24 protein-coding genes and 5 pseudogenes are annotated in these 24297 nt (G+C 63.5%); 16 read left to right on the forward strand and 13 right to left on the reverse strand.

Features of this window, described 5'->3' with window-relative positions:
* Positions 1 to 85 precede the first annotated feature (85 nt).
* A complete protein-coding gene (locus BM348_RS05640; protein ID WP_175507128.1) occupies positions 86 to 859 on the forward strand; it encodes a PHP domain-containing protein in 774 nt (257 codons plus the stop codon).
* Positions 860 to 910: 51 nt separating this feature from the next.
* Here BM348_RS05640 and polX read toward each other — a convergent pair whose 3' ends face one another.
* Both polX and BM348_RS05650 read right to left on the reverse strand, forming a co-directional pair.
* Positions 911 to 2662, reverse strand: coding sequence for a DNA polymerase/3'-5' exonuclease PolX (gene polX / locus BM348_RS05645; RefSeq protein WP_092902795.1), 1752 nt, complete (start codon positions 2660 to 2662; stop codon positions 911 to 913).
* A gap of 51 nt (positions 2663 to 2713) precedes the next feature.
* On the reverse strand, positions 2714 to 3154 hold the full coding sequence (locus BM348_RS05650) for a DUF5788 family protein (protein ID WP_092902798.1): 441 nt from the start codon (positions 3152 to 3154) through the stop codon (positions 2714 to 2716).
* A 126-nt stretch (positions 3155 to 3280) separates the two neighbouring features.
* Here BM348_RS05650 and BM348_RS05655 point away from each other — a divergent pair, with 126 nt between their 5' ends.
* Positions 3281 to 4234, forward strand: coding sequence for a rhomboid family intramembrane serine protease (locus BM348_RS05655; protein WP_092902800.1), 954 nt, complete (start codon positions 3281 to 3283; stop codon positions 4232 to 4234).
* A 66-nt stretch (positions 4235 to 4300) separates the two neighbouring features.
* Complete coding sequence (locus BM348_RS05660; RefSeq protein WP_092902802.1) at positions 4301 to 5134, forward strand: endonuclease V; 834 nt, start codon at positions 4301 to 4303, stop codon at positions 5132 to 5134.
* Between the two features lie 33 nt (positions 5135 to 5167).
* On the opposite strand, the pseudogene BM348_RS22355 reads toward BM348_RS05660, so the two are convergent.
* A pseudogene (locus tag BM348_RS22355) lies at positions 5168 to 5367 on the reverse strand (type II toxin-antitoxin system RelE family toxin); the annotation flags it as partial.
* Positions 5368 to 5422: 55 nt separating this feature from the next.
* Here BM348_RS22355 and BM348_RS05670 point away from each other — a divergent pair.
* Positions 5423 to 6058, forward strand: a complete 636-nt coding sequence (locus BM348_RS05670; protein WP_092902804.1) for an IS6 family transposase — start codon at positions 5423 to 5425, stop codon at positions 6056 to 6058.
* Between the two features lie 471 nt (positions 6059 to 6529).
* On the opposite strand, the gene BM348_RS21170 is transcribed toward BM348_RS05670, so the two are convergent.
* Complete coding sequence (locus tag BM348_RS21170) at positions 6530 to 6703, reverse strand: hypothetical protein (RefSeq protein ID WP_175507113.1); 174 nt, start codon at positions 6701 to 6703, stop codon at positions 6530 to 6532.
* Positions 6704 to 6903: 200 nt separating this feature from the next.
* Here BM348_RS21170 and BM348_RS22360 point away from each other — a divergent pair.
* Positions 6904 to 6978, forward strand: a pseudogene (locus BM348_RS22360) (YeeE/YedE family protein); the annotation flags it as partial.
* A 2-nt stretch (positions 6979 to 6980) separates the two neighbouring features.
* A pseudogene (locus BM348_RS22365) lies at positions 6981 to 7067 on the forward strand (YeeE/YedE family protein); the annotation flags it as partial.
* A gap of 129 nt (positions 7068 to 7196) precedes the next feature.
* Here the strand turns inward: BM348_RS22365 and BM348_RS05685 are convergent.
* The 4 genes and pseudogenes from BM348_RS05685 to BM348_RS05700 form a co-directional block, all read right to left on the reverse strand.
* Positions 7197 to 8225: a 2-hydroxyacid dehydrogenase gene (locus BM348_RS05685; protein ID WP_092903639.1), complete on the reverse strand. Its 1029-nt coding sequence runs from the start codon at positions 8223 to 8225 to the stop codon at positions 7197 to 7199.
* 4 nt (positions 8226 to 8229) lie between these two features.
* A complete protein-coding gene (locus BM348_RS05690; protein ID WP_092902806.1) occupies positions 8230 to 9729 on the reverse strand; it encodes an FGGY-family carbohydrate kinase in 1500 nt (499 codons plus the stop codon).
* Entirely contained in the window at positions 9726 to 10730 is a 1005-nt protein-coding gene (gene fba, locus BM348_RS05695; RefSeq protein ID WP_092903641.1) for a class II fructose-bisphosphate aldolase, read from the reverse strand. Before fba ends, BM348_RS05690 begins: the two co-directional genes overlap by 4 nt.
* Before the next feature lie 309 nt (positions 10731 to 11039).
* A pseudogene (locus BM348_RS05700) lies at positions 11040 to 11550 on the reverse strand (IS6 family transposase); the annotation flags it as partial.
* On the opposite strand from BM348_RS05700, the pseudogene BM348_RS05705 reads away from it, so the two are divergent.
* Together BM348_RS05705 and BM348_RS05710 are read left to right on the forward strand one after the other, a co-directional pair.
* Positions 11491 to 12083 (forward strand): annotated as a pseudogene (locus BM348_RS05705) (IS6 family transposase). The pseudogenes BM348_RS05700 and BM348_RS05705 sit on opposite strands and share 60 nt — an antisense overlap.
* A 194-nt stretch (positions 12084 to 12277) precedes the next feature.
* A complete protein-coding gene (locus tag BM348_RS05710; RefSeq protein WP_092902808.1) occupies positions 12278 to 13255 on the forward strand; it encodes an SDR family oxidoreductase in 978 nt (325 codons plus the stop codon).
* A gap of 75 nt (positions 13256 to 13330) precedes the next feature.
* Here BM348_RS05710 and BM348_RS05715 read toward each other — a convergent pair whose 3' ends face one another.
* On the reverse strand, positions 13331 to 14533 hold the full coding sequence (locus BM348_RS05715; protein WP_092902810.1) for an ArsA family ATPase: 1203 nt from the start codon (positions 14531 to 14533) through the stop codon (positions 13331 to 13333).
* Positions 14534 to 14781: 248 nt separating this feature from the next.
* Between BM348_RS05715 and BM348_RS05720 the strand changes: the two genes are divergently transcribed.
* Complete coding sequence (locus BM348_RS05720; RefSeq protein ID WP_139231145.1) at positions 14782 to 15090, forward strand: hypothetical protein; 309 nt, start codon at positions 14782 to 14784, stop codon at positions 15088 to 15090.
* Between the two features lie 34 nt (positions 15091 to 15124).
* Here BM348_RS05720 and BM348_RS05725 read toward each other — a convergent pair whose 3' ends face one another.
* On the reverse strand, positions 15125 to 16225 hold the full coding sequence (locus BM348_RS05725; protein WP_092902814.1) for a pyridoxal phosphate-dependent aminotransferase: 1101 nt from the start codon (positions 16223 to 16225) through the stop codon (positions 15125 to 15127).
* 126 nt (positions 16226 to 16351) lie between these two features.
* On the opposite strand from BM348_RS05725, the gene BM348_RS05730 reads away from it, so the two are divergent.
* From BM348_RS05730 to BM348_RS05740, 3 genes are all read left to right on the forward strand, one after another.
* Entirely contained in the window at positions 16352 to 16867 is a 516-nt protein-coding gene (locus tag BM348_RS05730) for a CinA family protein (protein ID WP_092902816.1), read from the forward strand.
* A 77-nt stretch (positions 16868 to 16944) separates the two neighbouring features.
* Positions 16945 to 17439: a metal-dependent hydrolase gene (locus BM348_RS05735; RefSeq protein WP_092902819.1), complete on the forward strand. Its 495-nt coding sequence runs from the start codon at positions 16945 to 16947 to the stop codon at positions 17437 to 17439.
* A 126-nt stretch (positions 17440 to 17565) separates the two neighbouring features.
* Positions 17566 to 18831, forward strand: a complete 1266-nt coding sequence (locus BM348_RS05740; RefSeq protein WP_092902821.1) for a DUF6498-containing protein — start codon at positions 17566 to 17568, stop codon at positions 18829 to 18831.
* Positions 18832 to 18834: 3 nt separating this feature from the next.
* On the opposite strand, the gene BM348_RS05745 is transcribed toward BM348_RS05740, so the two are convergent.
* Entirely contained in the window at positions 18835 to 19770 is a 936-nt protein-coding gene (locus BM348_RS05745; RefSeq protein ID WP_092902823.1) for a DUF7139 domain-containing protein, read from the reverse strand.
* Positions 19771 to 20088: 318 nt separating this feature from the next.
* On the opposite strand from BM348_RS05745, the gene BM348_RS05755 reads away from it, so the two are divergent.
* The 3 genes from BM348_RS05755 (at position 20089) to BM348_RS05765 (ending at position 21646) form a co-directional block, all read left to right on the forward strand.
* A complete protein-coding gene (locus BM348_RS05755) occupies positions 20089 to 20373 on the forward strand; it encodes a DUF5789 family protein (protein WP_092902827.1) in 285 nt (94 codons plus the stop codon).
* Positions 20374 to 20379: 6 nt separating this feature from the next.
* Positions 20380 to 21075, forward strand: a complete 696-nt coding sequence (locus BM348_RS05760; protein WP_092902829.1) for a CPBP family intramembrane glutamic endopeptidase — start codon at positions 20380 to 20382, stop codon at positions 21073 to 21075.
* A gap of 133 nt (positions 21076 to 21208) precedes the next feature.
* On the forward strand, positions 21209 to 21646 hold the full coding sequence (locus BM348_RS05765) for a DUF302 domain-containing protein (protein WP_092902831.1): 438 nt from the start codon (positions 21209 to 21211) through the stop codon (positions 21644 to 21646).
* A 63-nt stretch (positions 21647 to 21709) separates the two neighbouring features.
* Here the strand turns inward: BM348_RS05765 and BM348_RS05770 are convergent, their stop codons facing one another.
* Positions 21710 to 21991, reverse strand: a complete 282-nt coding sequence (locus tag BM348_RS05770; RefSeq protein ID WP_092902833.1) for a hypothetical protein — start codon at positions 21989 to 21991, stop codon at positions 21710 to 21712.
* 55 nt (positions 21992 to 22046) lie between these two features.
* Between BM348_RS05770 and BM348_RS05775 the strand changes: the two genes are divergently transcribed.
* Entirely contained in the window at positions 22047 to 22820 is a 774-nt protein-coding gene (locus BM348_RS05775; RefSeq protein ID WP_092902835.1) for a class I SAM-dependent methyltransferase, read from the forward strand.
* Between the two features lie 43 nt (positions 22821 to 22863).
* Here the strand turns inward: BM348_RS05775 and nreA are convergent, their stop codons facing one another.
* Positions 22864 to 24219, reverse strand: a complete 1356-nt coding sequence (gene nreA, locus BM348_RS05780; RefSeq protein WP_092902837.1) for a DNA repair protein NreA — start codon at positions 24217 to 24219, stop codon at positions 22864 to 22866.
* Positions 24220 to 24297 lie beyond the last annotated feature (78 nt).

The following is a 24297-nucleotide window of genomic DNA, read 5'->3' on the forward strand; positions in this document are numbered from 1 at the left end:
CACCTAAAGATCTTTTCGACCAGTCGGCTTCACGACACGTCCTTCTGACTGACGAATCAGAATTCATAACTTCAACGTCGCGAAACTGGCTGACGTGACTGCCGGAGCCGAGTTTCGAGTCGATTGCCACGTCAAGGTGCTCAACAGAGACGTCGTTGCGAACGCCAGATCGGCGGGTCTCGACGCCATCGTCTACGCGCCACACTTCACGCGCCTCCCCGAGATCCGTCGGCGGGCGGAAGTCTTCTCGAGCGACGATCTGCTCGTGATCCCCGCCCGAGAGGTGTTTACGGGGTCGTGGCGCAATCGCAAGCACGTGCTCGCGCTGGGACTTTCCGATCCCGTTCCCGATTTCATCTCCCTCGAGGCGGCGATGGCCGAATTCGAGCGCCAGGACGCGACGGTGTTGATTCCCCATCCCGAATTTCTGACGGTTAGCCTCGGCGAAGACGACGTTCGGACCTACGAGGAGACCATCGACGCGCTCGAGGTCTACAACCCGAAGCACCTCCCGCGGGACAACCGACGTGCGCGGGATATCGCCGAATCGCGTTCGATACCGCCGTTTACGTCGTCGTACGCGCACTTCGCGAGTACGGTCGGCGCTGCCTACACCGCGTTCGACCGCGAGTTCGAGACCGAAGCGGAGGTTCTCGAAGCCCTCGAGAACGGGATCGGACGGCGCGTCGTCCACGCCACCGGCCTCGAGCGGTGGACGACGACGGCGAAAGAACTCCTCCACCTCGGGTACGAAAACACCTGGGAGAAGATCGATCGGCTCTTTCTCTCCGGCCAAGAGCCGACTCACGCAAATCACATCGCCTACGACGGCCGGTTCGAAGACGACGCCGTCTATTGATCGATTCTCGAACCGTCGAAAGTGCTTGCTATAGTATTCTCGAAAGGAGCCTCAGTGCAGGAACTCTCGAAGCTCCTCTATATCCCACGTGTTGATCACGTCGTCCGGTTCGGCCCAGCCGCGTCGGGCGGTGTGGACGCCCCAGCGGACGTACTCGAGGGTCGCCGGCTGGTGTGCGTCGGTGTTGATCGCGATGGTCGCGCCCTCCTCTATGGCGGCCTGGACGGCGCTGCCCCAGAGGTCGAGGCGTCGCAGATTGCTGTTGACCTCGAGTGCGGTGTCGTGTGCGGCGGCCGCGGCACCCAGCGCCGACGCGTCGATGGCCAGTCCTTCGCGCTCGTTGAGCAGTCGTCCGCTCGGGTGCCCGATCACGTCGATCGCGGGGTTTTCGATTGCCCGCTCGAGTCGCTTCGCGGCGGCCGCCGAGTCCTGATCGAGCGCGCTGTGCGGGGAAGCGACGATAACGTCGAGCGCATCGATTACCTCGTCGCCGAGGTCGATTTCTCCGTCGGCGTCGATGTTGGCCTCGATTCCCGCGAGCACCTCGATGTCAGCGGCGGCGTCGACCTCTCGAATCTCCTCGACCTGCTCTACGATCTCCGCGTCCGAGAGGCCCATGCCGCCGACGACGCCGGGTCCCAGGGCGTGGTCGGCGATGGCGTAGTAGTCGTAGCCGCGGTCGGCGGCGGCCTCGACCATCTCCTCGATCGTGTTGTTGCCGTCGGACCACTCCGTGTGGGTGTGTAGATCGCCGCGGACGTCGCTTCGCGTGATGAGCTCCGGAAGTTCGCCTGCCGCCGCGGCGTCGATTTCGCCGCGGTCTTCGCGCAGTTCCGGCGGGATCCAGGGCAAGTCGAGCGCTTCGTACATCTCCGCTTCGGTCTCGCCCGCGACGCGCTCGCCGACGCGTTGGCCGGCATCAGGGTCGTCGATATCGCTGATATCGAACGCGCCGTACTCGTTTAGCTTCATGTCCCGCTCGATCGCGTAGTTGCGCAGCCGGACGTTGTGGTCCTTGCTCCCGGTGAAGTACTGCAGCGCCGAGCCGAACTCTGTGGGGACGACCACGCGCAGGTCGACCCGAACGTCGCCGACCCGGACGCTCGCTTTCTCCGGCCCCGATTCGATCTCGTCGTCGATCGAGTCCCACTCGAGGAACGCGTCGATAGCATCCCGTCCAGAGTCGGCGGCCGCCAGCGCGTCGACATCGCCGATGGTCTCTCGCCACCGGCGAATCGAGCCCGCGACTTCGGCTTCCTCGACCGCGTCGATCGACTCGAGGTACTCGAGCACGTCGTCGGCCAGCGGTCGGGCCTCGCCCAAAAGCTGGCGCTGTCCGATCGTCCGCGCGAACTCGACGTTCTCGAGAATGTTCTGCTCGGTCTTCGGGCCGAACCCTTTGACCTCTTGAATCTCTCCCGCCTCGGCGGCGGCCTCGAGGTCGTCGAGATCTTGAATCTCGAGTTCGCGATAGAGCGAGCCGACCGTCTTGGGGCCGACGCCTTCGACCCGGGTCAGCGCGGCCATGTCGACCGGCAGTTCCTCGCGCAGTTCCTCGAGTTCCTCGATCTCGCCGGTCTCGACGTACTCGACGATCTTCGAGGAAATGGCGTCCCCGACGCCGTCGATGTTCTCGACGGCCGCCTCGTTGCCCGCCTCCAGTTGGTCGGCGATCGGCGACGGATGGGCCAAAATGTTCTCTGCGGCGCGGCGGTACGCCCTGGGTTTGTACTCGACGTCGTCGGCCTCGAGGAGGTCGGCGAACTCCTCGAACCGGGCGGCGAGTTCGGCGTTGGTCGTCATCGTGCGGTCCTCCGTTCGTCGCTCGCGATTTCTTGGTTCGGTTCGCTCATACTACCGGCCTCCCCGCGACGCCGCGGTGTCTTCGCGGCCGAGTGCCTTCTGCAGGAACGACATCCAGCGTTTCGTATCCGCGGCCTGCTTTGCCTGTTGTTCTCGCTCGAGGTCGGTCGGTCCCAAGTTCTCGAGGGCGTTGAGCGCCCTGTCGATGCCGACGATGCTTCGAGCGAGTTCCTCGCCGGTTTCGCGGCTGATGTCGTCCTCCTCGATCCGTTCGACGCGCTCGAGTCGCTCGCGTCGCAGGTTCTTCTTGGCTCGCTCGACCCGATCGCGCTCGCCCGCGGGGATCGTCTCGCGGCGCTTGATCTCGAAGACGAACGTCTGGAGATCGATGTCCTCGCCCTGGACGGTGATCGTCTCCGGGATATCAGCGCCGACGGTCGCTCCCTCGCGGCCGACGCGCTCGAGGAGCTGCTTTCGCTCGTACTCTTGCACACCCGTGCGTTGGGTCCTGAACGGCAAAAATGTACGTCACTGTCGCGGTGGGACGACCTCGAATTGACGACGGCGATCGAGCCCGAACCCCAAATCCCTTAGCCGTTCCCCCCATACCCCCGGTCAATGGCCAAGTGCGACGTGTGTGGGCAACAAGAGAACATGCCGTACGAGTGTCGCCACTGCGGTGGGACACACTGCGGCGAGCACCGTCTGCCGGAAAACCACGACTGCTCGGGCCTACACGACTGGAACGACCCCAAGGGAGTCTTCAACAGCGGCTTCGACGACAGCGTGAACTCGAGCGCGGAGGCCTCGACCACGGAGAAGATCACGTCGAAGCTGCCGTTTAACACGGGCTCGAGCGGCGTGCTCGGGTACTTCCGCGGAAACCCGACCTATACGGTTTTGTTACTGATGTGGCTCACGTTCGTCGCCCAGATCGCGACAGAATTCGTGCTGGTAGCCACGTCCACTTCCCCGATCATCTACGATTCGATATTCGTACTCACGCCCCAGAACCCCGAATACGTCTGGACGTGGTTCACGTCTATCTTCGCCCACGGCGGTATCATGCATCTCGTGTTCAACAGCATCGTGATTTTCTTCTTCGGGCCGTTGCTGAGTCGGTACATCAACGACCGGAGTTTCTGGTTGCTGTTCATCGGTAGCGGGGTAGCAGCTGGGCTTGCCCAGGTTCTCATCCAACTTCTTCAGGGTGGATCGGGTTCGAGTGGTGTCCTCGGGGCATCCGGGGCAGCGCTGGCAATCCTCGGCGTGATGACAATATTAAATCCGGATCTCAAGGTGTACTTCATGTTCTTCATTCCGATGCCGTTGTGGGTCCTTACCGGCGGTTTCGCCGTGATAAGTCTCCTGCTAGTCGGTGGGGGAATGGCTGGTGCCGGTGGCATCGCCCACGCGGCACACCTCATCGGGCTGGTGATCGGCTTCGCCTACGGCGAGTACCTCAAGCGAACGAAAAACATCCGCACGCCGAACCAGTTACAGCTCGGTGGCGGCGGTCCCGGTGGTCCAGGTGGTCCCGGCGGGCCGGGCCGCGGACGCGGACCGTTCTAACCCAATCTTCGGTCGATCCGGCCCGAACCCTGCCACTCATTTTCGGTCGGCGACTACCAGTTGTCAATGACAGAACTCTCGAGGCCGGATCTCCTCCCAGACGCCTCGCTGTCGACCGAGGAAATGGAGTCGCTCCAGCGGGAGATCGCCCAGAGTGCGGTGTTCGAGGACGAATTCGATATCGGCTCGACACCCGCAAATCAGGCCGACGCTGGAAACGAACCCGTATTCGACCCGGCGGTTCTCTCGAATCCTCTCGCCGCAACTGCGAGCGACGCCGACCCGCCGATCGTCGCCGGCGTCGACCAGGCGTTCCTCCTCGAGGACGAACCCGAGCGGGCCCTGAGCGCCGTCGTCGCGATGCGTGGCGGCGAGGTAATCGAGCGGGTTTACGCCATCACGCCCCTCGAGATTCCGTACATCCCCGGCCTACTGGCGTTCCGCGAGGGCGCGCCGATTCTGGACGCGCTCGAGGAGCTCACGGTCGACCCGGATCTGTTCCTGTTCGACGGCAGCGGCCGCATCCACTTCCGGCAGGCGGGCATCGCGACCCACATCGGAGTCCTCGTCGACGCGCCCGCAATTGGCGTCGCCAAGAGCCTCCTCTGTGGCGACCCCGCGGGCGACCTCGAGGACCTGCCGGCCGGAACGCGAGTTCCGATCGAGGCGAACTCGCGAGTCGACGCCCCCGACGGCATCCTGCTCGGGTACGCGGTCCAGACCAAGCAGTACGAGTCCTCGAGTCGGTACGTGAATCCGCTGTACGTCAGTCCCGGCCACCGCGTCGGCCCCGAGATGGCCGCCGACGTCGTGCTGGAACTGAGTTCGGGCTACAAGCTGCCGGAGCCGGTTCGACTGGCGGATAGCTACGCTGACGAGGCGAAAACTCTCGATTCGTGATTCACAGATCGGTGATTCCAACGAATTTCTTCGTTAATCATCGGCGGTATAGGCACCGCTACGATGCTCGATCCGGTGGACTTCGAGAACCGACTGACTACTGTCTCGAATGCACGCGAGACGGTACTGTCCGATGCGAAGTTTAGAAAACGGGCCGCCGGTCAAGGCTCGAGAAAATCACTCCGATCGCGCCACTCGGAGTCCACAACTTCATCAAGCTTTGTAACGATTCGGTGGTCGTGTTTAGTTAAGGCTGAAGAATGAGGCGAGGTGATTTTCAGCTGGTCTATGGCGAAAATCGCTCGCCTCAGTGGTTGTAGCGACTGGATCGAATTAGACTTTGTGGAGCGAGAGCGGACACCGCGTCGGCTGATGAAGCTCGGTATTCGACTCCATCTTGGCGGATTATCGTTTTCGAATACCATCTCAGAGCTTGAGAAGTTCGGTGTCAACCGGTCGCGGAAAGCTGTTCACGACTGGGTGCAGAAGGCAAATCTACAGCCCGCTAGCAACGCAAGTCCGGATCACGTCGCGCTCGACGAGACGGTGATCCGAATCAATGGCCAGCAGTTCTGGCTGCACGCCGCTGTCGATCCCAAGACGAACGAATTTCTGCATGTACGGCTGTTTACGACGACTACGACGGCATTGACGCAACGGTTTCTGCGAGAGCTTCGTGAGAAACACGACGTCAAAGACGCCGTGTTTCTCGTCGATCATGCACACCATCTAGCGGCTGCATTGCAACGAGCCGGGCTCCGATTTCGACCCGAACGACATGGAAATCGGAACACTGTCGAACGTGTCTTTAGAGAAATAAAACGCCGGACTTCCTCATTTAGCAATATATTTGGTCACGTCGATCCAGCGACCGCCGAAACGTGGCTACAAGCCTTTGCCGTCTGGTGGAATTCGCGTAACTAAACACGATGCACCGACCGGGCCTCGCCTTCTTCTACTGGTGGGGCCCCCATTCTGGTTCCGACTCTGGTGACGATCACCGTTTGATGCAGATTGACCGCTGGTCTTTTCTTGAACTTCGTTTGCTGAGGCAAGCAGCGCCACTCGGTAGATATCTCCTGGCGTAAGCGAGCTTCCGTCGACGAGCTCTTCTGGAATGGAAATCGTGTACTGGTCCCCCTGCTTTTCGAGTGTTGTTTCGTAGAGTAGGCGTAGCGAATCCGGAATCTCTGCCATTACCCGCTGTACGGGAGGCTGACTAAAGGGAACTTGGTTGTTCAGGCGGTCTACAATCTCCCCGAGCAGCCTAATCCGTAGTTGAGGCTGGCTGTCCCAATACACACGGTTCCGATCGGTTCTGTCGGTATTCGATATATTAGAGACTGATTGAGGTGAAACCGCTGTTAGATAGAGATGCGCGTTTCTAGAAGCTGCTCATGCGATATCGTCGAGGTGCGTGACGAGCGCATCAAGTGCGGACAGAAACATCGAATGGCTCGTATTTAGCGTCCGAACGTCTTCACAGGGAAGGCTGTCCCGCATCGTTTCCTGCGTCTCAGGGTGAGATTGCTTGGTCTTGTTGACACCCGATGTAGACTCGTGGAACATGACCGAATTTCTCCTCGTTTGTGTCGACTGGAGTTACCAACGATGCAAGCGGTTCCGGTCTGAGTAATGAGCGAGCAAGCGTTACGTCCTCTGCCGAGCAGTCCGTGTAGAATGCTTCTTCAATCGCGTTCTCGGCGACGGTCGCGTATCCTTCTTCTTCATTAGGGACCAGGATTGGCCGTGACGACGTCGAGCGACTCAACCGCTACAAGTACGTCCAGTCGCGTGACTGGCGTGTCGTCTTCACGCTCGGTATTGTCGCCGGCGCAGCACTCCTGGGATCTGTCCGGGCGCCGCCTACACGAGTGTCGGCATCGGCAACCTTCCGATCCTCTGGACGATTGGTAGCATGCTCCTCGGCGCGTGCGGGGACACTGCTGAGGCATTCGTCTTTCCCTTGTGTCCGCTGTCTCGCCGGTCGATCTGGGTGACACGGTCGCGGCCTCGATCGGTGAGCGCTACGGCACGATGCGGTGGCTGGACGCGAGAGATTTTACTCGACGGTGTGCGCCGGCGTCTCGCCATCGAGATAGTCCTCGAGCTGCGAGGCGATGATGCGCGGGCCGCCGAGGACGGCGTCGCGCGTCGAGCCGGCGACGTGCGGCGTCAGGACGACGCCGTCGAGATCGAGGAGTGGGTGGCCGTCTGGAATCGGCTCCTCCTCGAAGACGTCGAGGGCGGCGCCGTCGATTTCGCCCTCTTGGACGGCGTCGACGAGCGCGTCCGTCTCGACGAGACCGCCACGAGCGGTGTTGACGAGGAATCCCTCGTCGTTCATCGTCGCAAACTCGTCGTGGCCGAGCATTCCCTCGGTCTCTTCGGAGAGCCGAACGTGGAGCGTGACGGCGTCCGAGTCCGCGAGCAGGCGCTCGAGATCGGCGGGTTCCGAGCCGTGCTCGCGGATCTCGTCGTCGTTGACGTACGGGTCGTGAACGAGCACGTCGGGATCGAAGCTGGCGATGCGGTCGGCGACGCCGCGGCCGATGTGGCCGAAGCCGACGATGCCGACCGTCGTTGTGCGGACGTCCGGCGGGAGTTCGTCGGGGTCGAAGACCTGGTTCCACTCGCCGCCGGAGAGGTCGGCGTGATTGAACGGGATCTCGCGCAGGCGCGAGAGAAGCATCGACACCGCGTAGTCCGCGACCGCGTCACGGTTCCGCCCCGGCGCGTGTAGGACGGTCACGTCGTTCTCGCGGCAGGCCTCGATATCGACGTTCTCGGTGCCGCCGCGTGCAGCCGCGACGATCGAGAGGTCCGCACCCTCGACGAGTTCGCGCGACACCGGCGCTTTGTGGACGACGAGACCGTCGACGTCGTCGAGGTTCGCGGCGATCGCGTCCGTGTCGTAGCTCCCCGGCCCGTCGGTTTCCATGTCCATTGTGACGTTCCGGAACTCCGTGGGCGAGGCGTCGCCCATCCAGTCCATGCGCTCAAACTTCACGCCGCGCGACTCGAGGCGGCCGAGGGCTTCGTACATGTACTCGCTCGGCTGCTGCGGGTCACCACAAAGTAGTAACTTCATCACGCTATTCCGTCTCACCCACCCTCTTGAGTGTTTCCCACGGCCCCGCCATCGCGTCCGCGATCTGCGAGAACGCCTCGCCGAGCGTCCGATACTGGGACGCCGTCGCCGGGTCGGGCTCGTGGCGAGCCGCGGTGCCGACCGCGCGCTCGACCGCCGCGCTCGGTGTCGAATAAATGTCGGCGGCGAGTCCGCCGCAGAGCGCCGCGCCGAGCGCGCCCGTCTCGCGCTCCGACGGAACCCGTACCGGCCGGGTTGAGATGTCGGCCACCATCTGCGCCCACGCCGCGCTCTGCGCGCCGCCGCCGGTTAGCCGGATGGCGTTGAGATCGGTCGTGATCGCGTCCAGCGCCCGCGCCTGCGTCATCGCGATACCTTCGTAGACGGCGCGGAGCATGTGCGCGTCCGTGTGCTCGAGGCGGAGGCCGTAGAACCCGCCCGCGCTGTTCGGCGCGTCCGTCGCTCCCTTGAGGTAGGGGTGGAAGATGAGCCCGTTTGCCGCCGGTGGCACGTCCTCGATCACCTCCTCGTACACGACGTACGACGAGACGCCGCGTTCCTCTGCCTCGCGACGCCAGTCGCTCCCACAGTTCTCGGCGAACCACTCGAGGCAGGCCGCACCGGAGCGCACGCCCTCGTAGCGTAGCCAGCCATCGAGGTAGCGACGCGGCAATCCGGCGTCCCCGTCCGTCGGGTCGTCAAGGACGGCGACGCTCTGTCCCCATGTCCCGAGGATGACGAGGCCGTCGCCGGGCTCGATGATGCCGGCGCCGAGCGTGCACGCGGCGACGTCGTGGAGGCCCGTCGCGACCGGCGTTCCCGCGGGGAGTCCGGTCCGCGTCGCGGCCGCATCCGTTACCGTCCCGCAGGCGTCGGTGCTCGGGACGACCGGCGGTAGTGCGTCGAACGCCTCGGTGATGTCGAGCGCCTCGAACACCGCTCGGTCGTAGTCACCGTCCGGCCCGTAGAAGACGCTCCCCTCCGAGGGATCGGTCGAGCGTTCGCCGGTGAGCCGATACGTCAATACGTCCTTCGAGAACAGCACCGTCTCCAGTTGCTCGTAGGCCTCGGGGTCGTGCTCGCGGAGCCAAACGAGGAGGCTGAGCGGGTCCGCGCCGAACGGCTCCCAGCCGAGTCGCTCTGTGGCCGCCTCGTGCTGTGCGTCCGAGAGCGCGTCGAGCGCGCGGCTGTCCGTCGACTTGATCCCGCAGACCGGGTCGCCGGCTGCGTCGAGACCGTAGAGGCCGTGGCCGTGCCCGGCGACGCCGACGCCCGCGACGGCGTCCGCAGAAACCGCGTCGGACTCTACGACTGCTGCCGTCGCCTCGCAGACGACGTCCCAGAGACGGTCGTGGTCCTGCTCGTCGCGTCCGCGTACCGTCTCGACTGCCGGCGTGTCCCGGGATGCGCTCGCGAGTTCAGCGCCCGACGGGTCGAACGCCGTCACTGTGACGTTCGTCAATCCCGAGTCGATCCCGACGAGGACGGTCTCTGCCTCGCTCATCGTTCGCTGTAGCGCGTCTCGTTCGCGCTCCCGGTCAGTTCGCAGAGGTCGGCCATCACCGACGCGATGCGGTCGCGGACCGCCTCGGAGACGACGTGCGGGTGAAACTGAGCCTTCTCGGGCGACCAGTCGCTCTCCGCGAAGAACCTCTCACGGTCGTCGGGGACGCCCTCAGGCGGGCGGATCGCGTCCGCGTGCTCGTGGTAGAAGTCCGCTTGCGTGCGTGCAAACTCGTACTGGTAGCGCGTGTTCTTGTTGAACTTGCAGACGCCGGCTTCGAGCAGCTCGTGGATGCGCTCGTCGGAGAGGCCGGACGCGCCGTGGACGACGAGGCCGGTCTCGTGACCGGCGTCGCGGAGCGCGGCGTCGATATCGGCGGCGAGGTTGGGGCGGACGTCGAGGTCGCGACCGGACGCGACGCCGTGCTGGGTGCCGATGGATACCGCGAGGAGGTCGACGCCAGTTCGCTCGACGAACTCGACGGCGTCCTCGGGGTCCGTGTAGAACGCCTCGTCGTCTGGCGTCTCCGTGCTGCCCTCGACGCCGGCGATGCGGCCGAGTTCGGCTTCGACGAGCACGTCGTCCCCGACGCGTTCGACAGCGTCAGCGGTCAACTCGACGTTGCGTTCGAAGGCCGCGTCTGAGGCGTCGACCATCACGGAGTCGGGGACACCGGAGTCGACTGCAGCCTCGAGGAAGCTGACGCTCTCTGGGAGATGGACATGGTCGATATTGCAGTACACGTTGATGTCGTAGCGCTCGGCGAAGGCGTCGAGGCACGCGCCGAATACGCGCACGCCGACGGTCGAGTCGCCGTCACCGAAGAACGCCGCTTCCTCCTTGCCGAGTTGGACGACGAGATCCGAGCGCGCTTGCGCACTTCCTCGCAGGAGGCCGGCGAGCACTTCGAAGTGCGTGACGTTGCTCGCGAAGAATCCGTAGTTCTCGTCTCTGGCGTGGGCGTAGCACTCGCGGAGAGTTGTGGCTGAATCGTGGTGCATACGGGGTACTGGAGGGGCGGGATAAATCACTCTTGTTTCTCGCGTCCGACAGGTCTCCCGCGGCGTCGAGTGATTGTTTCGGCTGTCTGTACGAGGAACGACGCTCGATCGCTCACGACTCGCCCGCCGGGTCGCCGCCGATCGGACTCGAATCTCGAATTCGTCGGCGGTGTACTCTCCGATCTCCGCTGTCTGCGCCCGACAGTGTCCGGTATTCACTACCCATTACGAACATAGTGGTGTGAAACCTACTTTATAATTATCTCTGAACGTATAGGGTTAATATAGTAATTTCTGGCCAAGATTTATCTACCGGTAGGTCGCGTTCCGTCCCATATCGTGTTTAGTTAAGTGAGTTCCCCAGACGGCGAAGGCTTGCAACCACGTTTTGGCGGTCTCCGGATCGACGTGGCCGAAACTATTGCTAAATACGGATGTATGTTGTTTTATTTCTCGGAATACATGTTCGACAGCGTTCCGATTTCCGTGACGCACGGTCTGAAATCGGAGTCCTGATTGATGTAGTGCGGCCGTGAGATGCTGGGCGTGATCGACGAGAAACACGGCGTCTTTGACGTCGTGTTTCTCACGAATCTCCCGCAGGAACTGCTGCGCCAACGCCGTCGTAGTCGTCATAAACAGATGTACATGCATGAATTCGTTCGTCTCTGGACCAACGGCGGCGTACAGCCAGAACTGCTGGCTATTGATCCGGACTTGCATCATCTACTGGCTGTAGATCGGCTTTCTGCACCCAGTCATGAACGGCCTTCCGAGAGCGTTTGACCCCGAACCCCTCAATTATAGAGGCGGTATTCGACTCCATCTTGGCGGATTATCGCTTTCGAATACCATCTCAGAACTTGAGAAGTTGGTGTCAACCGGTCGCAGAAAGCTGTTCACGACTGGGTGCAGAAGGCAAATCTACAGCCCGCTCGCAACGCAAGTCCGGATCACGTCGCGCTCGACGAGACGGTGATCCGAATCAATGGTCAGCAGTTCTGGCTGCACGCCGCTGTCGATCCCAAGACGAACGAATTTCTGCATTTACGGCTGTTTACGACGACTACGACGGCATTGACGCAACGGTTTCTGCGAGAGCTTCGTGAGAAACACGACGTCGAGGACGCCGTGTTTCTCGTCGATCACGCACACCATCTAGCGGCTGCATTGCAACGAGCCGGGCTCCGATTTCGACCCGAACGACATGGAAATCGGAACACTGTCGAACGTGTCTTTAGAGAAATAAAACGCCGGAATCCCTCATTTAGCAATAGATTTAGTCACGTCGATCCAGCGACCGCCGAAACGTGGCTACAAGCCTTTGCCGTCTGGTGGAATTCGCGTAACTAAACACGATGGTCCTCGGCGAGTTGTTACAATTTTCCGGTGGTCTCTCTCGCAATCTCTCGGAAGGATTTTCGTCTGTCCGTCCCGTATACTCGAGTTCTCGGGGCTGTGCAAGGTCTGGCGACAGGATCACCGGAGCGACCGACTGTCGAGAAAAACCGTCGGTACTTAGGTGACGTCTCACGAACCCAACCTGTATGGCCATTGCTGAGGAAGCCGAGGAAACGGACGACGGGGGACAGGATCCCTCCGGAGCAGGCGACGAGCGCGGAACTGACACCGCGAGTGACGAACCGACCGCCTCGAGCGAGGACCGAGAGCGCACGACGACCGACAGCGCCGACGACCGCTACACCCGCAAGAAGTGCGTCCTCATCACCGGCTGTTCGTCGGGTATCGGGCGAGCGACCGCTCAGGCGTTCCTCGAGGAGGACTGGCAGGTCGTCGCCACGGCCCGAAACACCGACGATATCTCAGACCTCGCCGAGGCGGGGTGTACGACCCTCGAGCTCGACGTGACCGAGCCTGATCAGGTCGCTCGAGTCGTCGAGGAGACCGTCGAGCTCGGCGGCGCGATCGACTGTCTCGTGAACAACGCGGGTTACGCCCAGATGGGGCCGATCGAGGACGTCTCCACGCTCGACCTCCACCGCCAGTTCGACGTCAACGTCTACGGTCCGCATCGACTCGCTCGCGCCGCCTTACCGCACATGCGAGCGCAGGGCGAGGGCCGGATCATCAACGTCTCGAGCGTCCTCGGCCGTCTCTCCTTTGCCGGCACCGGGCCGTACTCGGGCTCGAAACACGCCCTCGAGGCGATGAGCGACTCGCTGCGGGCGGAAGTCGAGGAGTTCGGCATCGAGGTCGTCCTGATCGAACCCGGCACCGTTGAGACGGAGTTCGTCGAACGCACGGACGACGAACTGCCCGAAAACCGGACGCCGGCCTACGAGACGCTCTACGAGATCTACGACGACGCACAGCTCATCGGTGGCGGCGGACCGCTCGCGCTGAAGCCGACGGACGTTTCCGAGGCGATCGTCGAGGCGGGGACTGCTCGAGAGCCGCCGGCGCGATACCCCGTGGGCCCGATGGCCCAGTACGGCTCCTACGCGCGATTCCTGCCCGATCGAATTCGCGACGCGGCCTACGGACTCCTCCAGAAATTCGTCTGAGAAGTGCGACGATACCTGTCGCGGATCGTTCGAGAATCGGCGCTCGTCTATCTGCTTGCCGTGTTCTCCTCGGAATCAACGGAGACAGGCGGCGACGACCTCGAGCATGTTCTCACCGCGGACTTCGTCCGCGAACAGCGGGACCCGGCGAACGTCGGTGCCGCGGAAGAGTTCCTGTGCCTCCGTCAGCGCCTTCTGCTGGACGTCCCAGCGGCGCTGACAGAACTCGCAGTCGTCGAGGTTCGGCTCGAGAAAGTCGCCCTCGACGTCGTCGGTAACGTTCGAGAGTGGTTCCATCACGCGGTTGACGACGAGCGTGCCGACCGGGATGTCGAACTCCCGCAGTTGCGCGCGGAGCCGTTTTGACTCGAGGACGCTCATCTCCTCGGGAACCATCACGATCCTGAAGTCGGTCCGCTGGGGATCGCTGAGCGCGTCTCGGAGGCGTTCGATCCGCTCGCGAAGCTCTTCGAGATCCTCCATCCCGGGCTCTTGCTCAGCGTCGTCCGCGCCGCCGAACATCCCCTTGACGCCCTCGAGCATCCCGCCGATCCGCTGGCGGAGCTTCATCACTTTGCCCATCATCGAGTCCATCAGCTCCGGCAATCGGAGGAGCTTGAGGGTGTGTCCGGTCGGCGCCGTGTCCACGACGACCCGATCGAATCGGTCGTCGTCCATGTACTCTAACAGGAGTTGGACGGCCGCCGCCTCGTCGGAGCCGGGCATGTCGCCGCCGAGCATGGCGTCCATCGGGGACTCGCCGCCGAGCAATTCGCCCATGCCGCCCATCGGACCGTCGGGACCGCCGAACGGGTCGTCGGATCCGCTCGAATCGGCGGTCGTTCCGGTGGCGTCTGCTGCGGGCTCGCCGCCGCCGTCTCCCTGCGAGAAGATCGTATCGGCGTCCTCGAGCGCCGCTTCGGGATCGATCTCGGCGGCGTACAGCGGCGCGTCGTCGCGGATCCGGGTCGGTTCCGCGGGGATATCCGTCTCGTAGGTGTCCGAGAGCGAGTGGGCGGGATCGGTCGACACGACGAGCGTGCGAACGCCGCGCTGGGCGCTGTCTAGGGCCGTCGACGCCGCCATCGTGGTCTTGCCGACGCCGCCTTTCCCCCCGTAGAGGACGTACTCCGGCCCGTCTACGGGTTCGTCGCTCGGTTCGACGTCGACCGTCCGGCGCTGGTCTTCCTCCGCGACGGAATCGGTCGGCGTCACCTCGATCGTGTGGTCGTCGTCCTCGTTCGTCTCCTCGACCGGGTCGACGTCGAGTCCGCTCATACCTGCGGGTATCCCGTCCAGACACGAGTACCCGTCGGTCCGTTTTCATCGCGCCGCTCACCGCAGTTGCGAGAGACGGCCTGGGCGAATCGAACCGTCTTCAAACCGCCGTTTCGCGTGAGCATACCCTCATCGATATCCCGTCGCTGAGGCGTACTAGGTGTATTAACACCGGTAAACGAACCTGTTCGTCTAGGGGATACGGTTATATGCGGGATCGTGGTCCGATGACGCGAACCGATCGTTCAATGACGACTCCACCCATCCCCACAACGACCGACCCCAGACGCTCTACCGAATTCGAACGCGCTACCGGGCCCGACCGCGCCGCTCGAGACGCGGGCCCGTTTCCGTACGCCGGTTCCGTGTCCGAACGCGGCCTCGAGACCCCACTCGCGACTCGGACCGACACGCGGTCTCCCCGTGCTCTCCACTCGAGCGCCGGACGAGCGGGGCCGACCGGATCGACCGCCTGCCCCGACTGCGGCACCGAGACGGTCAACGGCGCCGGCCTGTTCGCGTGTTCGCAGTGTGACTGGTCGGGGTCGCTCCGATAGCCCGCTTCGGCGGTGGGAGCGGAGAGACGCCCGATCACCCGAAGTACTCGACGAGTCGGTCGGCCGCGTCCTCGACGCGCGGCGTCACGAGCGCGAAGCGAAGCCAGTCCTCGCGCGCACTTCCGAAGGCGTTCCCCGGCATGCCGGCGACGCCCGCCTCGTCGATCAGTCGTTCGACGTTCTCGAGCGTGCCGGGGAAGCCGTCGAATCGAACCAGCACGTAGAACGAACCGCTGGGTTTCGTGTACGTCGCACCCGCCCGCTCGAGGGCGGCGGTGAACGTCTCGACGCGCTCGCGAAGACGGTCTCGATTGGCCTGGTAGTAGTCGGGGCCCGTTTCACGCAGCGCGTGCAAGACGGCGTGCTGGGCGGGCCGGCTGCCGGCGACGTTGACCAGCATGTGACGACTTCTCGCGCTCTCGACCAAATTTTTCGGGAAGACGGCGTAGCCGACTCGAAACCCCGTGATCGCCATCGACTTCGAAAACGAGTTGGTAACGATCCGGTGATCGGAGTCGACCGAGAGCGCGCTGGCGAAGGCCCCCGAGAGGTCGAAGTGATCGTAGACCTCGTCGCTCACGAGCACCGCGTCGTTTTCCTCGGCGATCGAAACCAGTTCGCGAACCGTCTCCTCGGGATAGACCGCACCGGTGGGGTTGTTCGGCGAGTTGACCACGATGGCGGCGGTCTCGGCGCTCGCCGCCGATCGAACGTCGTCCGGGTCGAGCCGTCCCGCGTCGTCGGTTTCGACGTAGGTCTGGGTCCCCTCGAGCATGGTCGTCTTCCCGGGATAGTACGGGTAGACCGGATCGGTCAGGATGACCTCGGACCCGCTGTCCCGCTCGAGAGCACGGGCCATCGCGAGGTAGTTCGCCTCGCCGGCTCCGTTGGTGACGACGACCTGTGAAACGTCCACGTTCCGGCGCGCGGCGATCTCCTCGCGCAGCTCGCGGAGCCCGTCGCTGGGCGGGTACTGAAACTGCTCGGGGTCGGCGCCGGCGTACTCGGAGAGCCCCTCTCGAAGCGCCGCGGGTGGCTCCCAGTCCGGGTTGCCGCTAACCATGTCGATGACGTCGCCGTCGGCATCGGCCGCGTACTGCATCACGCGAAAGAAAAGCGGCGTCTCGTAGTCCATGCGTTCGTGTGAGCGCCGACGGGTCGTGGATCTTTCGACACGCGGGAGGGAGGCAGGTACCGCCGAACTCGACGGCGGACCCACCTCACCGGTTCATTCAAACTGCCGGCTCTCGACCACTCGAGTATGAACGACGACATCGATCGCGAGCTTCCGATGCGGGTCGGCGACGCGCTCCGAGACGCCGAGGAGACCCTCGCCGTGGCCGAATCCTGTACCGGCGGGCTGATCGGCGCGACGATCACGGCGATTCCGGGCGCCAGCGACTACTTCGAAGCCGGGCTGACGACCTACGCGTACGACGCAAAGCGCCGCCACCTCGGGGTGAGCCGCGAGGCGCTCGACGAACACGGCGCGGTCTCCGAACCCGTCGCGCTCGAGATGGCTCGAGGCGTTCGAGACGTGACCGACGTGACGTGGGGACTCTCGGTAACGGGGGTCGCCGGCCCAACCGGCGGAACCGACGCCGACCCCGTCGGGACCGTCTACGTCGGCGTCTCCTACGCCGGACCGTGGGGAACCAATACCTCGGAGGCGACCGTCTCCCGTTACGAGTTCGACGGCGATCGGGCGGTCATTCGAGCGAAAACGGTCGAACAGGCGCTCGAGGACCTGATCGCCGCGATCGATCGAATTCACTGAGAGTGACTCGTACAGGGTCGGCCGTGGCGCGTCTCGACAGAAAGCTATTCCGTCCGTCGGTTCCCAGCCTCCGGTAGATGAACAAGAAGGGACACGTTCTCAATGCGGCCCTGTTGAGCATCGGGTTGGGGTACCTGCTCGAGCCGTCGGGGACCGAAGAGACGTTCGCGACGGTTCTGATGATCGGCGTTCCCGTCACCCTCGGGGCGCTCTTTCCCGACGTCGACACCGCGTTCGGAAAACACCGAAAGACGCTGCATAACCTGCCGATTCTGGTCGCGTTCGTCGCATTCCCGTATTTCTTCGAGAACCTCCAGTACGTCTGGATCGGGATCCTCACCCACTACGTGCTCGACGTCGCCGGGAGCAAGCGCGGTATCGCGCTCTTCTATCCGCTCTGGTCCGAGGAGTTCGGACTTCCGGTCGGCGTCGCCGTCAAGAGCAGGATGGCCGATCTGGTGACCGTCGTCGTCACCGGCGCGGAACTGGTCGTCGCCGCGATCATCATCTACCGGATTCCGCAGTTGAGTCTCGAGTTGGGCGGACAGGCGATCGGAACCGTGCTTGGATAGCCCTCGGAACGAGGCCATCGTCGCCATCGCAGTCCTCGGCAACGACGCTCGAGCAGAGTGGTTGTTCGCCCAGACCGAAGACCCATATCGAAACAGTTTGGTGACACGAATGCGGGCGTTGACTCAATGCAGCTCTCGCGGGACACGATGTTCGGGAGGCAGGCGCTGCTCTGGTGGGCCGTGCTCTCGAACGCGCTTTCGTTCCTCGGCGTTTTGCTCTGGAACTGGGACGTTACGACGCTGGTCTCGGTCTACTGGCTCGAGATCGGAATCGGACTGTTCTGGGCGACTCTCAAAGCCGGGTTCGCCGAGCGACCCGCCGACTATTCGTCGGAGATGTTTCTGTTCGGTGCGTTCCGGTACCGAAGGGGCGGCGTTTCGATTCCGCGAACGGATCTCGTGTGGTACCTTCACAATCTTCCGATAGTCGCCATTGCAGGGGTTGGCTTTGGCGGCGCGTGGATTACTATCGGCCTGCTGGCTATCGGACAGATGCCTGGGTTTCAGGAAGTTGTCCAACCCGGATCCGGGACCCTCTACTCGGTGCTTGTCGTCGGAATCAGTCTCTTCGTCGGTAACGGCTGGAAGACGATGTCGACCTACGTGAGTGGCCGGCGGTACCGTGAGCTAAACGCACAACAAGTCCTCCAAGATGCGCTCTGGCCGCTGTGGACTCTCGGGACTGTCATTATCGTCGTCGCACCCACCGTCGCTGGGGAAATAACGGCGCTCCTTTTTCTCGCCTCGCTACTCGTCGTGAAGTTCGCGTTCGATCTCGTCTGGACATTCTACGGGACGATGCTGTCGTTCGAGGAGGAACTCGGCGGCTCGCTCGAGGTCGACAAGACCGGAACCGGTCACGAGTGGGACCCGCGCCCGCTCGAGGAATCACGTCCTACAGACTCGATTCGATCGCACAGACTCGGTGTTCTTCTCGGCGGGGTGACGAACGGCGTCCGGTCGCTGGCGGGCACGCTCGTGGGCCTGTTCGGCGGGTGGGTTTGCTTCGTTCTCGTGATGGGCGCCGACCTCGTGGTTCTCGAGTGGCTCGCGGTCGCCCTCGCATTGTTGGGCGGGCTCGGCGTCTTCGATCATGTCCTCAGGCACTGGTGGACGAGGTACCAATTCGACGAAACCGACGATCTCGTCTGCTACGGCGCGCGGTCTGCCGGGCCGCACTGGCGACTCGATTTCGATCGGATCGAGTCACTCGAGCAGGACAGTTCCACCCCGGATCGACTGCTAGGAACGACGACGCTTCGCATCGATCTCGAAAACGGGGAACGGACGATTCGACTGCCACACCTCGAGAAGAGCAACGTTCAGAAGATCGAGGAGACGATCGGCACGTCAGCGGCGGATGCGAAACGCGCCGCGATTGGTACACCCTGAGAACTACTGGCTGTCCGCGTCGTGTTGGTTCGGCGTCCACTCCTGGCAAGGGTCCATGTCCTTCATCCCGCCGTCGTGGTAGCCGCAGTAGGGGACCATGCCCGAGTCGGTCCGGACGTACTCGAAGTGGTGGCAATTTCCGCAGTACCGGTCCGCCGGTTCGACCGGGCTCTCGGGCTGGACGGGGGTGTCTACGAGTTCCGCGTCCCGGCCGTCGCCCGTCTCGAGCGGCGACTCGAGCGATTCCGGTTCCGAACCGCCGTCGCTGGTCGGGACCGCCCCCGGTCCGGCTGGCGCGCCGTTCGTTCCACTCCCGCCGGCCGAGCGCATCTTCGAATCGCCGTCGACGTTCGTCTGCGTCTCGACGTCGCCGTCGGGATCGGCCCCGAAGAGGCCGACGCCGCCGAGCGCGCCGCCGCTCGAGTTGTCCACCTCGACGACTTTCGTTTCGCCCCGTCGAGTCACGTTCATCTCGAGCATCCCGCCTGGATCGTTCCGCGTCTTGAAGTTGACGACGGCGATGAACAGACAACAGACGGTGATGAACAGACCGAGGAGATAGACGACCGAAACGTGGAGTGTGAGTTGTTCGCCGTGTCCCCGCCAGTGGTACGGATACGCGTACGCGAACATGGCGACGCCGAGCGTGCAGAGACTCGTCCCGATCGCGGCCGCTGCCTTGACCCGACGCGAGGCGGGCAAGACGATGAAGACGCCGACGAACGCGGTCGGGACGCCGATGCCGGCCATGATTCCGGCCCCGCGAATCGGCCCCAGCGGATGGGGGAAGTACGACGAGAAAAAGTCGGTCGTCGCGACGAAGACGGCGACGACCGCCAGCATCGCCCCGAGAGCGACGAGCACCGCGCCCGCGTACAGCCGTCGGAGGCTCGACACCTCCCGTTCGTTTCCTCGATAGACCTCCGTCAGGCTGGTCATGATACAGCGGTTGGTACTCGGGCCACAAAAAATGATACGTCAGACAAGTCTCGAAATTCTGGGGGAACTGACCGTCTCGATCGATCACTCGCGTTGGACGTTTGCCCGACTCGAGTCGGATTCGCTTTCCACTCGAGACGGATTCGCGTCCCGCTCGAAGACGAACCGACTGTCTGGAGACGAGACTCAGTGCTCGAGGATGGGAACCGCGCCAGTGTGGGCACTCGAGCGCGCTCGTCGCCGCGCGCGGATGCTGCGGCCCCGTCGAATACCGACCGAAGCGAAAGCTTGAATCGACGGCCTTGCCAAGTCCCACCCATGAGCGACGAGGAGGAGGAGGAACCAGCGGTGACACTCGGCGAACGAACGGCGGTCGACGGAGCGCCCCTCGCCCGCGTGAGTTCTCGGCTCACCTGGCCCAAAGAAAAGAGCGAGGTCGACCGACTCGAGGGCGACAGCGTCGTTCGGACGCCGGACGGTCCGCGGGAACTCTCCGAGATACTCGCCGACGTGGACGAGACCTACTTCGAGCGCTACCAGGAGTTCGAAACGCACGTCAGGGACGTCATCGGGACCGGCCCCATCCAGACGGCGGACGAGTAACCACCCGTGGCGACCGAAGACGCGACTGCCGGTGGCTGGGTTCGCGATCAGTTCGACCGCCTCTCGTGGGTCCAGAAGTCGCTGCTACTCGGCGCGATACTGACGATCATCTGGATGCGGGTCGTTCCGCCGGAGCTGGGCGAGCGCGTCGTCGTCGACAGCGTCCTGTTGATCGGCGGCCCGCTCGCGCTGGGGCTGACCCACGGCCGGCGCATCGGCTGGACCGTCGACCGAGCGGCGATCCGAAACGCCGTCGCGCTCTCGCTTTTCGTCCTGCCGTTTTATCTCGTGGGATCGACCCTCCCGACGATCCGGAGCTTCTACCCGATGTGGGAGACGTCGGCCGCCCTCGGCGAGTTCGTTCCGCACGCGATCAAACTCTTCACGCTCGCGCTCGCCGCGGAAACGTACTACCGGGGACTGCTCTGTGTTGGGGTGCGAGAGCTCGGATACAAGGCGATTTTCATCAGCCCGATCGTCTACATGATTCACCACTCCTCGAAGCCGCCGATCGAGTTCTTACTCTCCGGGCCGACGGACGTCCTCTTCGGCGCAGTCGACTACAACTCTGGGTCGATACTCCCGTCGGTCATCGCCCACGGCGTCGGTCTCGTCTTCCTCGACTGGCTGGTGTTACACGAGCCGCTTTTCGACCCGGCACCACTCCTCGAGGCCATTAGCTGGCTCCCCGTTCCGCTGTGAGCGATTCGAATTCGTTTCCCGGTCGAGTTGCGTTGCCGTTGTCAACACACGGATCTGATCTCGAGCGAGGATTCGGTTCGGGAGGGTGTTCGATTCGGCACGATTTTTCAGGCCCGAACGCGAACTATCGTCCATGGCGCTTCCAATCGATCCGACCGCTATCGATCCCGAAGACTACGGCGAACACAAGGCAGTCCTCGAGATGGATCACGAGGAAGCCATCGAGCACACGCGCGAGGTCTTCGAGGCGGAGGGGTTCGGTGTCCCGGCCGAGTTCTCGCCGTCGGATCTGCTCAACGAGAAAGTCGACGCCGATCGGGACCCCTACTACGTCCTCGGTGCCTGTAATCCGAATATTGCCGATCAGGTCCTCGACGTGACCGAGAAGATGGGCGGGCTCTTTCCCTGCAACGTCGTCATCTGGGAGGAATCGCCGGGACGACAGGTCGTCTACCACATCTCGATCATGAAAATCGCTCGCCTGCTCGGCATCGCCCCCGACGACGAGAACTGGCAGGACATCGTCGACGAAACGGGCGAGATGGTCGATACCGCGTACTCGAACCTCTAGATCGCGCTTTTTTCGAACCCGTCCCCCGCCGATCGCCGTGGAGCGAGGGAGTTCAGACGAGAATCACGGCTCGCTCGAGTCGGTCTCGTCCTCAGGTGTGGTGGGCTCGTCGACACCAGCGCTCGACTCCTCAGCGGGCGTGTTTGGCCCCTCAGCGGGCCCGTTCGAGCCCTCGGCGAGGCCGGCCTCTTCCTCGAGTTCCTCGATGTAGCGCTCGCCGTCGTATTGGACGTAGCCCGTGTAGAGCATGATGAGCCCGAACAGGACCAGCGGGACGCCGAACAACAGGAACAGCGCCGCGAGCGCGGTGAGGAGGTCGGGCGGGAGGGGTCCCTGAGCGATCATACGCTCGTTCTGTGTCGAACCGGCTAAAGTAGTTCCGTTCGTTGACGGCCACACGATGGAATTACACCGAAACGGACATGCGTGGGACCCTGACGCGTACGACGGCTCACACTCGTTCGTCTCCGAGTACGGCGAAGACCTGCTCGAGTGGCTCGATCCCGAACCTGGCGACCGGGTACTCGACGTCGGTTGTGGAACGGGACAGCTATCGGCAGAGATCGCCTCCCGAGGAGCCGGTGTCGTCGGAATTGATACCTCCGAAGCGATGATCGAGCGCGCGCGGTCGTCGCATTCGAACTGTTCGTTCGTCCGTGCGGATGCGACCGAGTTTGATCTCGACGAGCCGTTCGACGCCGTCTTCTCGAACGCGGCGTTACACTGGATCAGCGACCAAGACGCCGCCCTCGAATCGATTCGAAACGCGCTCCGTCCGGGCGGCCGATTCGTGGCCGAACTCGGTGGCGCTGGCAACGTCCGATCGATCGTCGACGCGCTCGAGACGGAACTGCGCGAACGAGGCTACGAAGCCGCGAACCCATGGTACTTCCCCTCGATCGGCGAGTACGCGCCGCGACTCGAGACACACGGTTTCGAGGTTCGCTCGGCGAGGTTGTTCGACCGACCGACGGAACTCGAGAACGGCGAGGAGGGCCTCGAAGACTGGCTCACGATGTTCGGCGATTCGTTTTTCGAATCGGTTCCAGCCGACGAACGGGATGCAATCGTCGCCGCGGTCGAAGACGAACTCAGGCCGACGCTGTTTCAGGACGGCTCTTGGGTCGCAGACTATCGGCGGCTTCGGTTCGCCGCAGTCGCGCTCGAAGAGTAGTCACTCGAGGCTGCAGACTGATTATCGCGTTGTGCTTCGGGCGCTACGTCCCGCTCGAGAAGGCGTCGAGACTGGACTGCAACCCGGCGGCGAGTTCGGATTTCCTGCGGAGTCGCTGGTAGGAGACGGGCAGTTGCTGTGCGACGTGTGCGACCGCGTCGTGGAACGTTTCGGCCTCGCCGTACTCGCCGGCGATCGATTCGCGGCCGCCGGGGCCGTTCGCGTCGGCGCTGCCGGGCGCGCCCTCGAAGGCGTTCCTGACGCTCTCGCGGACCTGCCAGACGCCGACGGGCGCCCAGTAGTCGTCGCTGACCTCGCGCAACACGAGACACTTGGCCTGTCTGCCGATCGACTCGAGGTGCTCGAGCACGCCGAGTCGCGCGGCGTAGTACGCGCCCGCGGTCTCCTCGACGTAGCCGGTTCGGCCCTCGTAGCCCTCGCTCGCGCTCGCCATCCAGACCGCGTCGTGTGGGTCGGGGTTCCAGATGCTGCCGGGGGCTTTCATCTCGACGAGTTCGAACTCCCACCGGCCGGGTGCGAGGACGATCCAGTACCGATTGCCCATGTACTCGTTGGCCCAAACCTGTACCTCGTCGATGCTCGGATTCGTCCGAATCTGCCCGCGGACGAACTGGCCGACGGTGTCGTCGACGGCGGTGATCGACCACCGCGTCGGGACAAGTCGGCGCTGTTTGGTCTCGCCCAGCGCGCCCGCCGAGAGGATCGAGTTGATCTCGTAGACGTCGAACCCGCGGCGATAGAGGTAGGTCATCGCCCCCTGGGCCTGCCAGTCGTCGTCCTCTAAGGTCTTTTTCACTGCTCGCGGAACGTGGGGATTCTCCCGCAAGTCCGCGTCTCTGGCGTTGGCTCGAGGGCCCCGCGGCGTCGCCACGTCGGTTCCCGCGTCGAGGCCGAGATCGGGCGTGTCGTCGAGTCCGATCTCGAGGTCGACCGGCCGGTCCGAGATCGCCACCTCGCGCTGGACGCCGACGAAGCCGTCCCAGACGTCGTCGACCGACGGCGCGAGCCGACTCGCGATGCTCGGGGAGTCGACGTTGGCGGATTTGCTCGAGTTCAACAGCCCGGTTCGGCGCTGGAGGACGTCGTCGATGGCGTAGCCCTGCTGGTACCACGCCCCGTCGGTGACGTACTCCTCGGCCCGATCTTCGTCGCCGACGGGCGAGAGCAGACCGATCGGGATGTCCGGATAGTTGGATCGCCCGACGAAGATAGAGGGGGCCGTCGACCCGACGAGCGTATCGCCCGAAAGCGACTGTTCGAAGTTCCGCTCGAAGTCCTCGAGGTGGTCCGTGATCGCGTAGGACTTCTCCTTCGCGAGCCGCCGTCGCTCGGCTTCCTCGTCGGGCTCTAACTCCTCGATGTAGTCGTCGAGGCGCATTACCGGCTGTAGGGCCGGACCGGGTTTGAATGTTGAGTTCGCGATCGGAACTCCGAACGCGGTGGTACCATTTAACAC

It is taken from the genome of Halostagnicola kamekurae (genome assembly GCF_900116205.1).
Lineage (GTDB): Archaea > Halobacteriota > Halobacteria > Halobacteriales > Natrialbaceae > Halostagnicola > Halostagnicola kamekurae.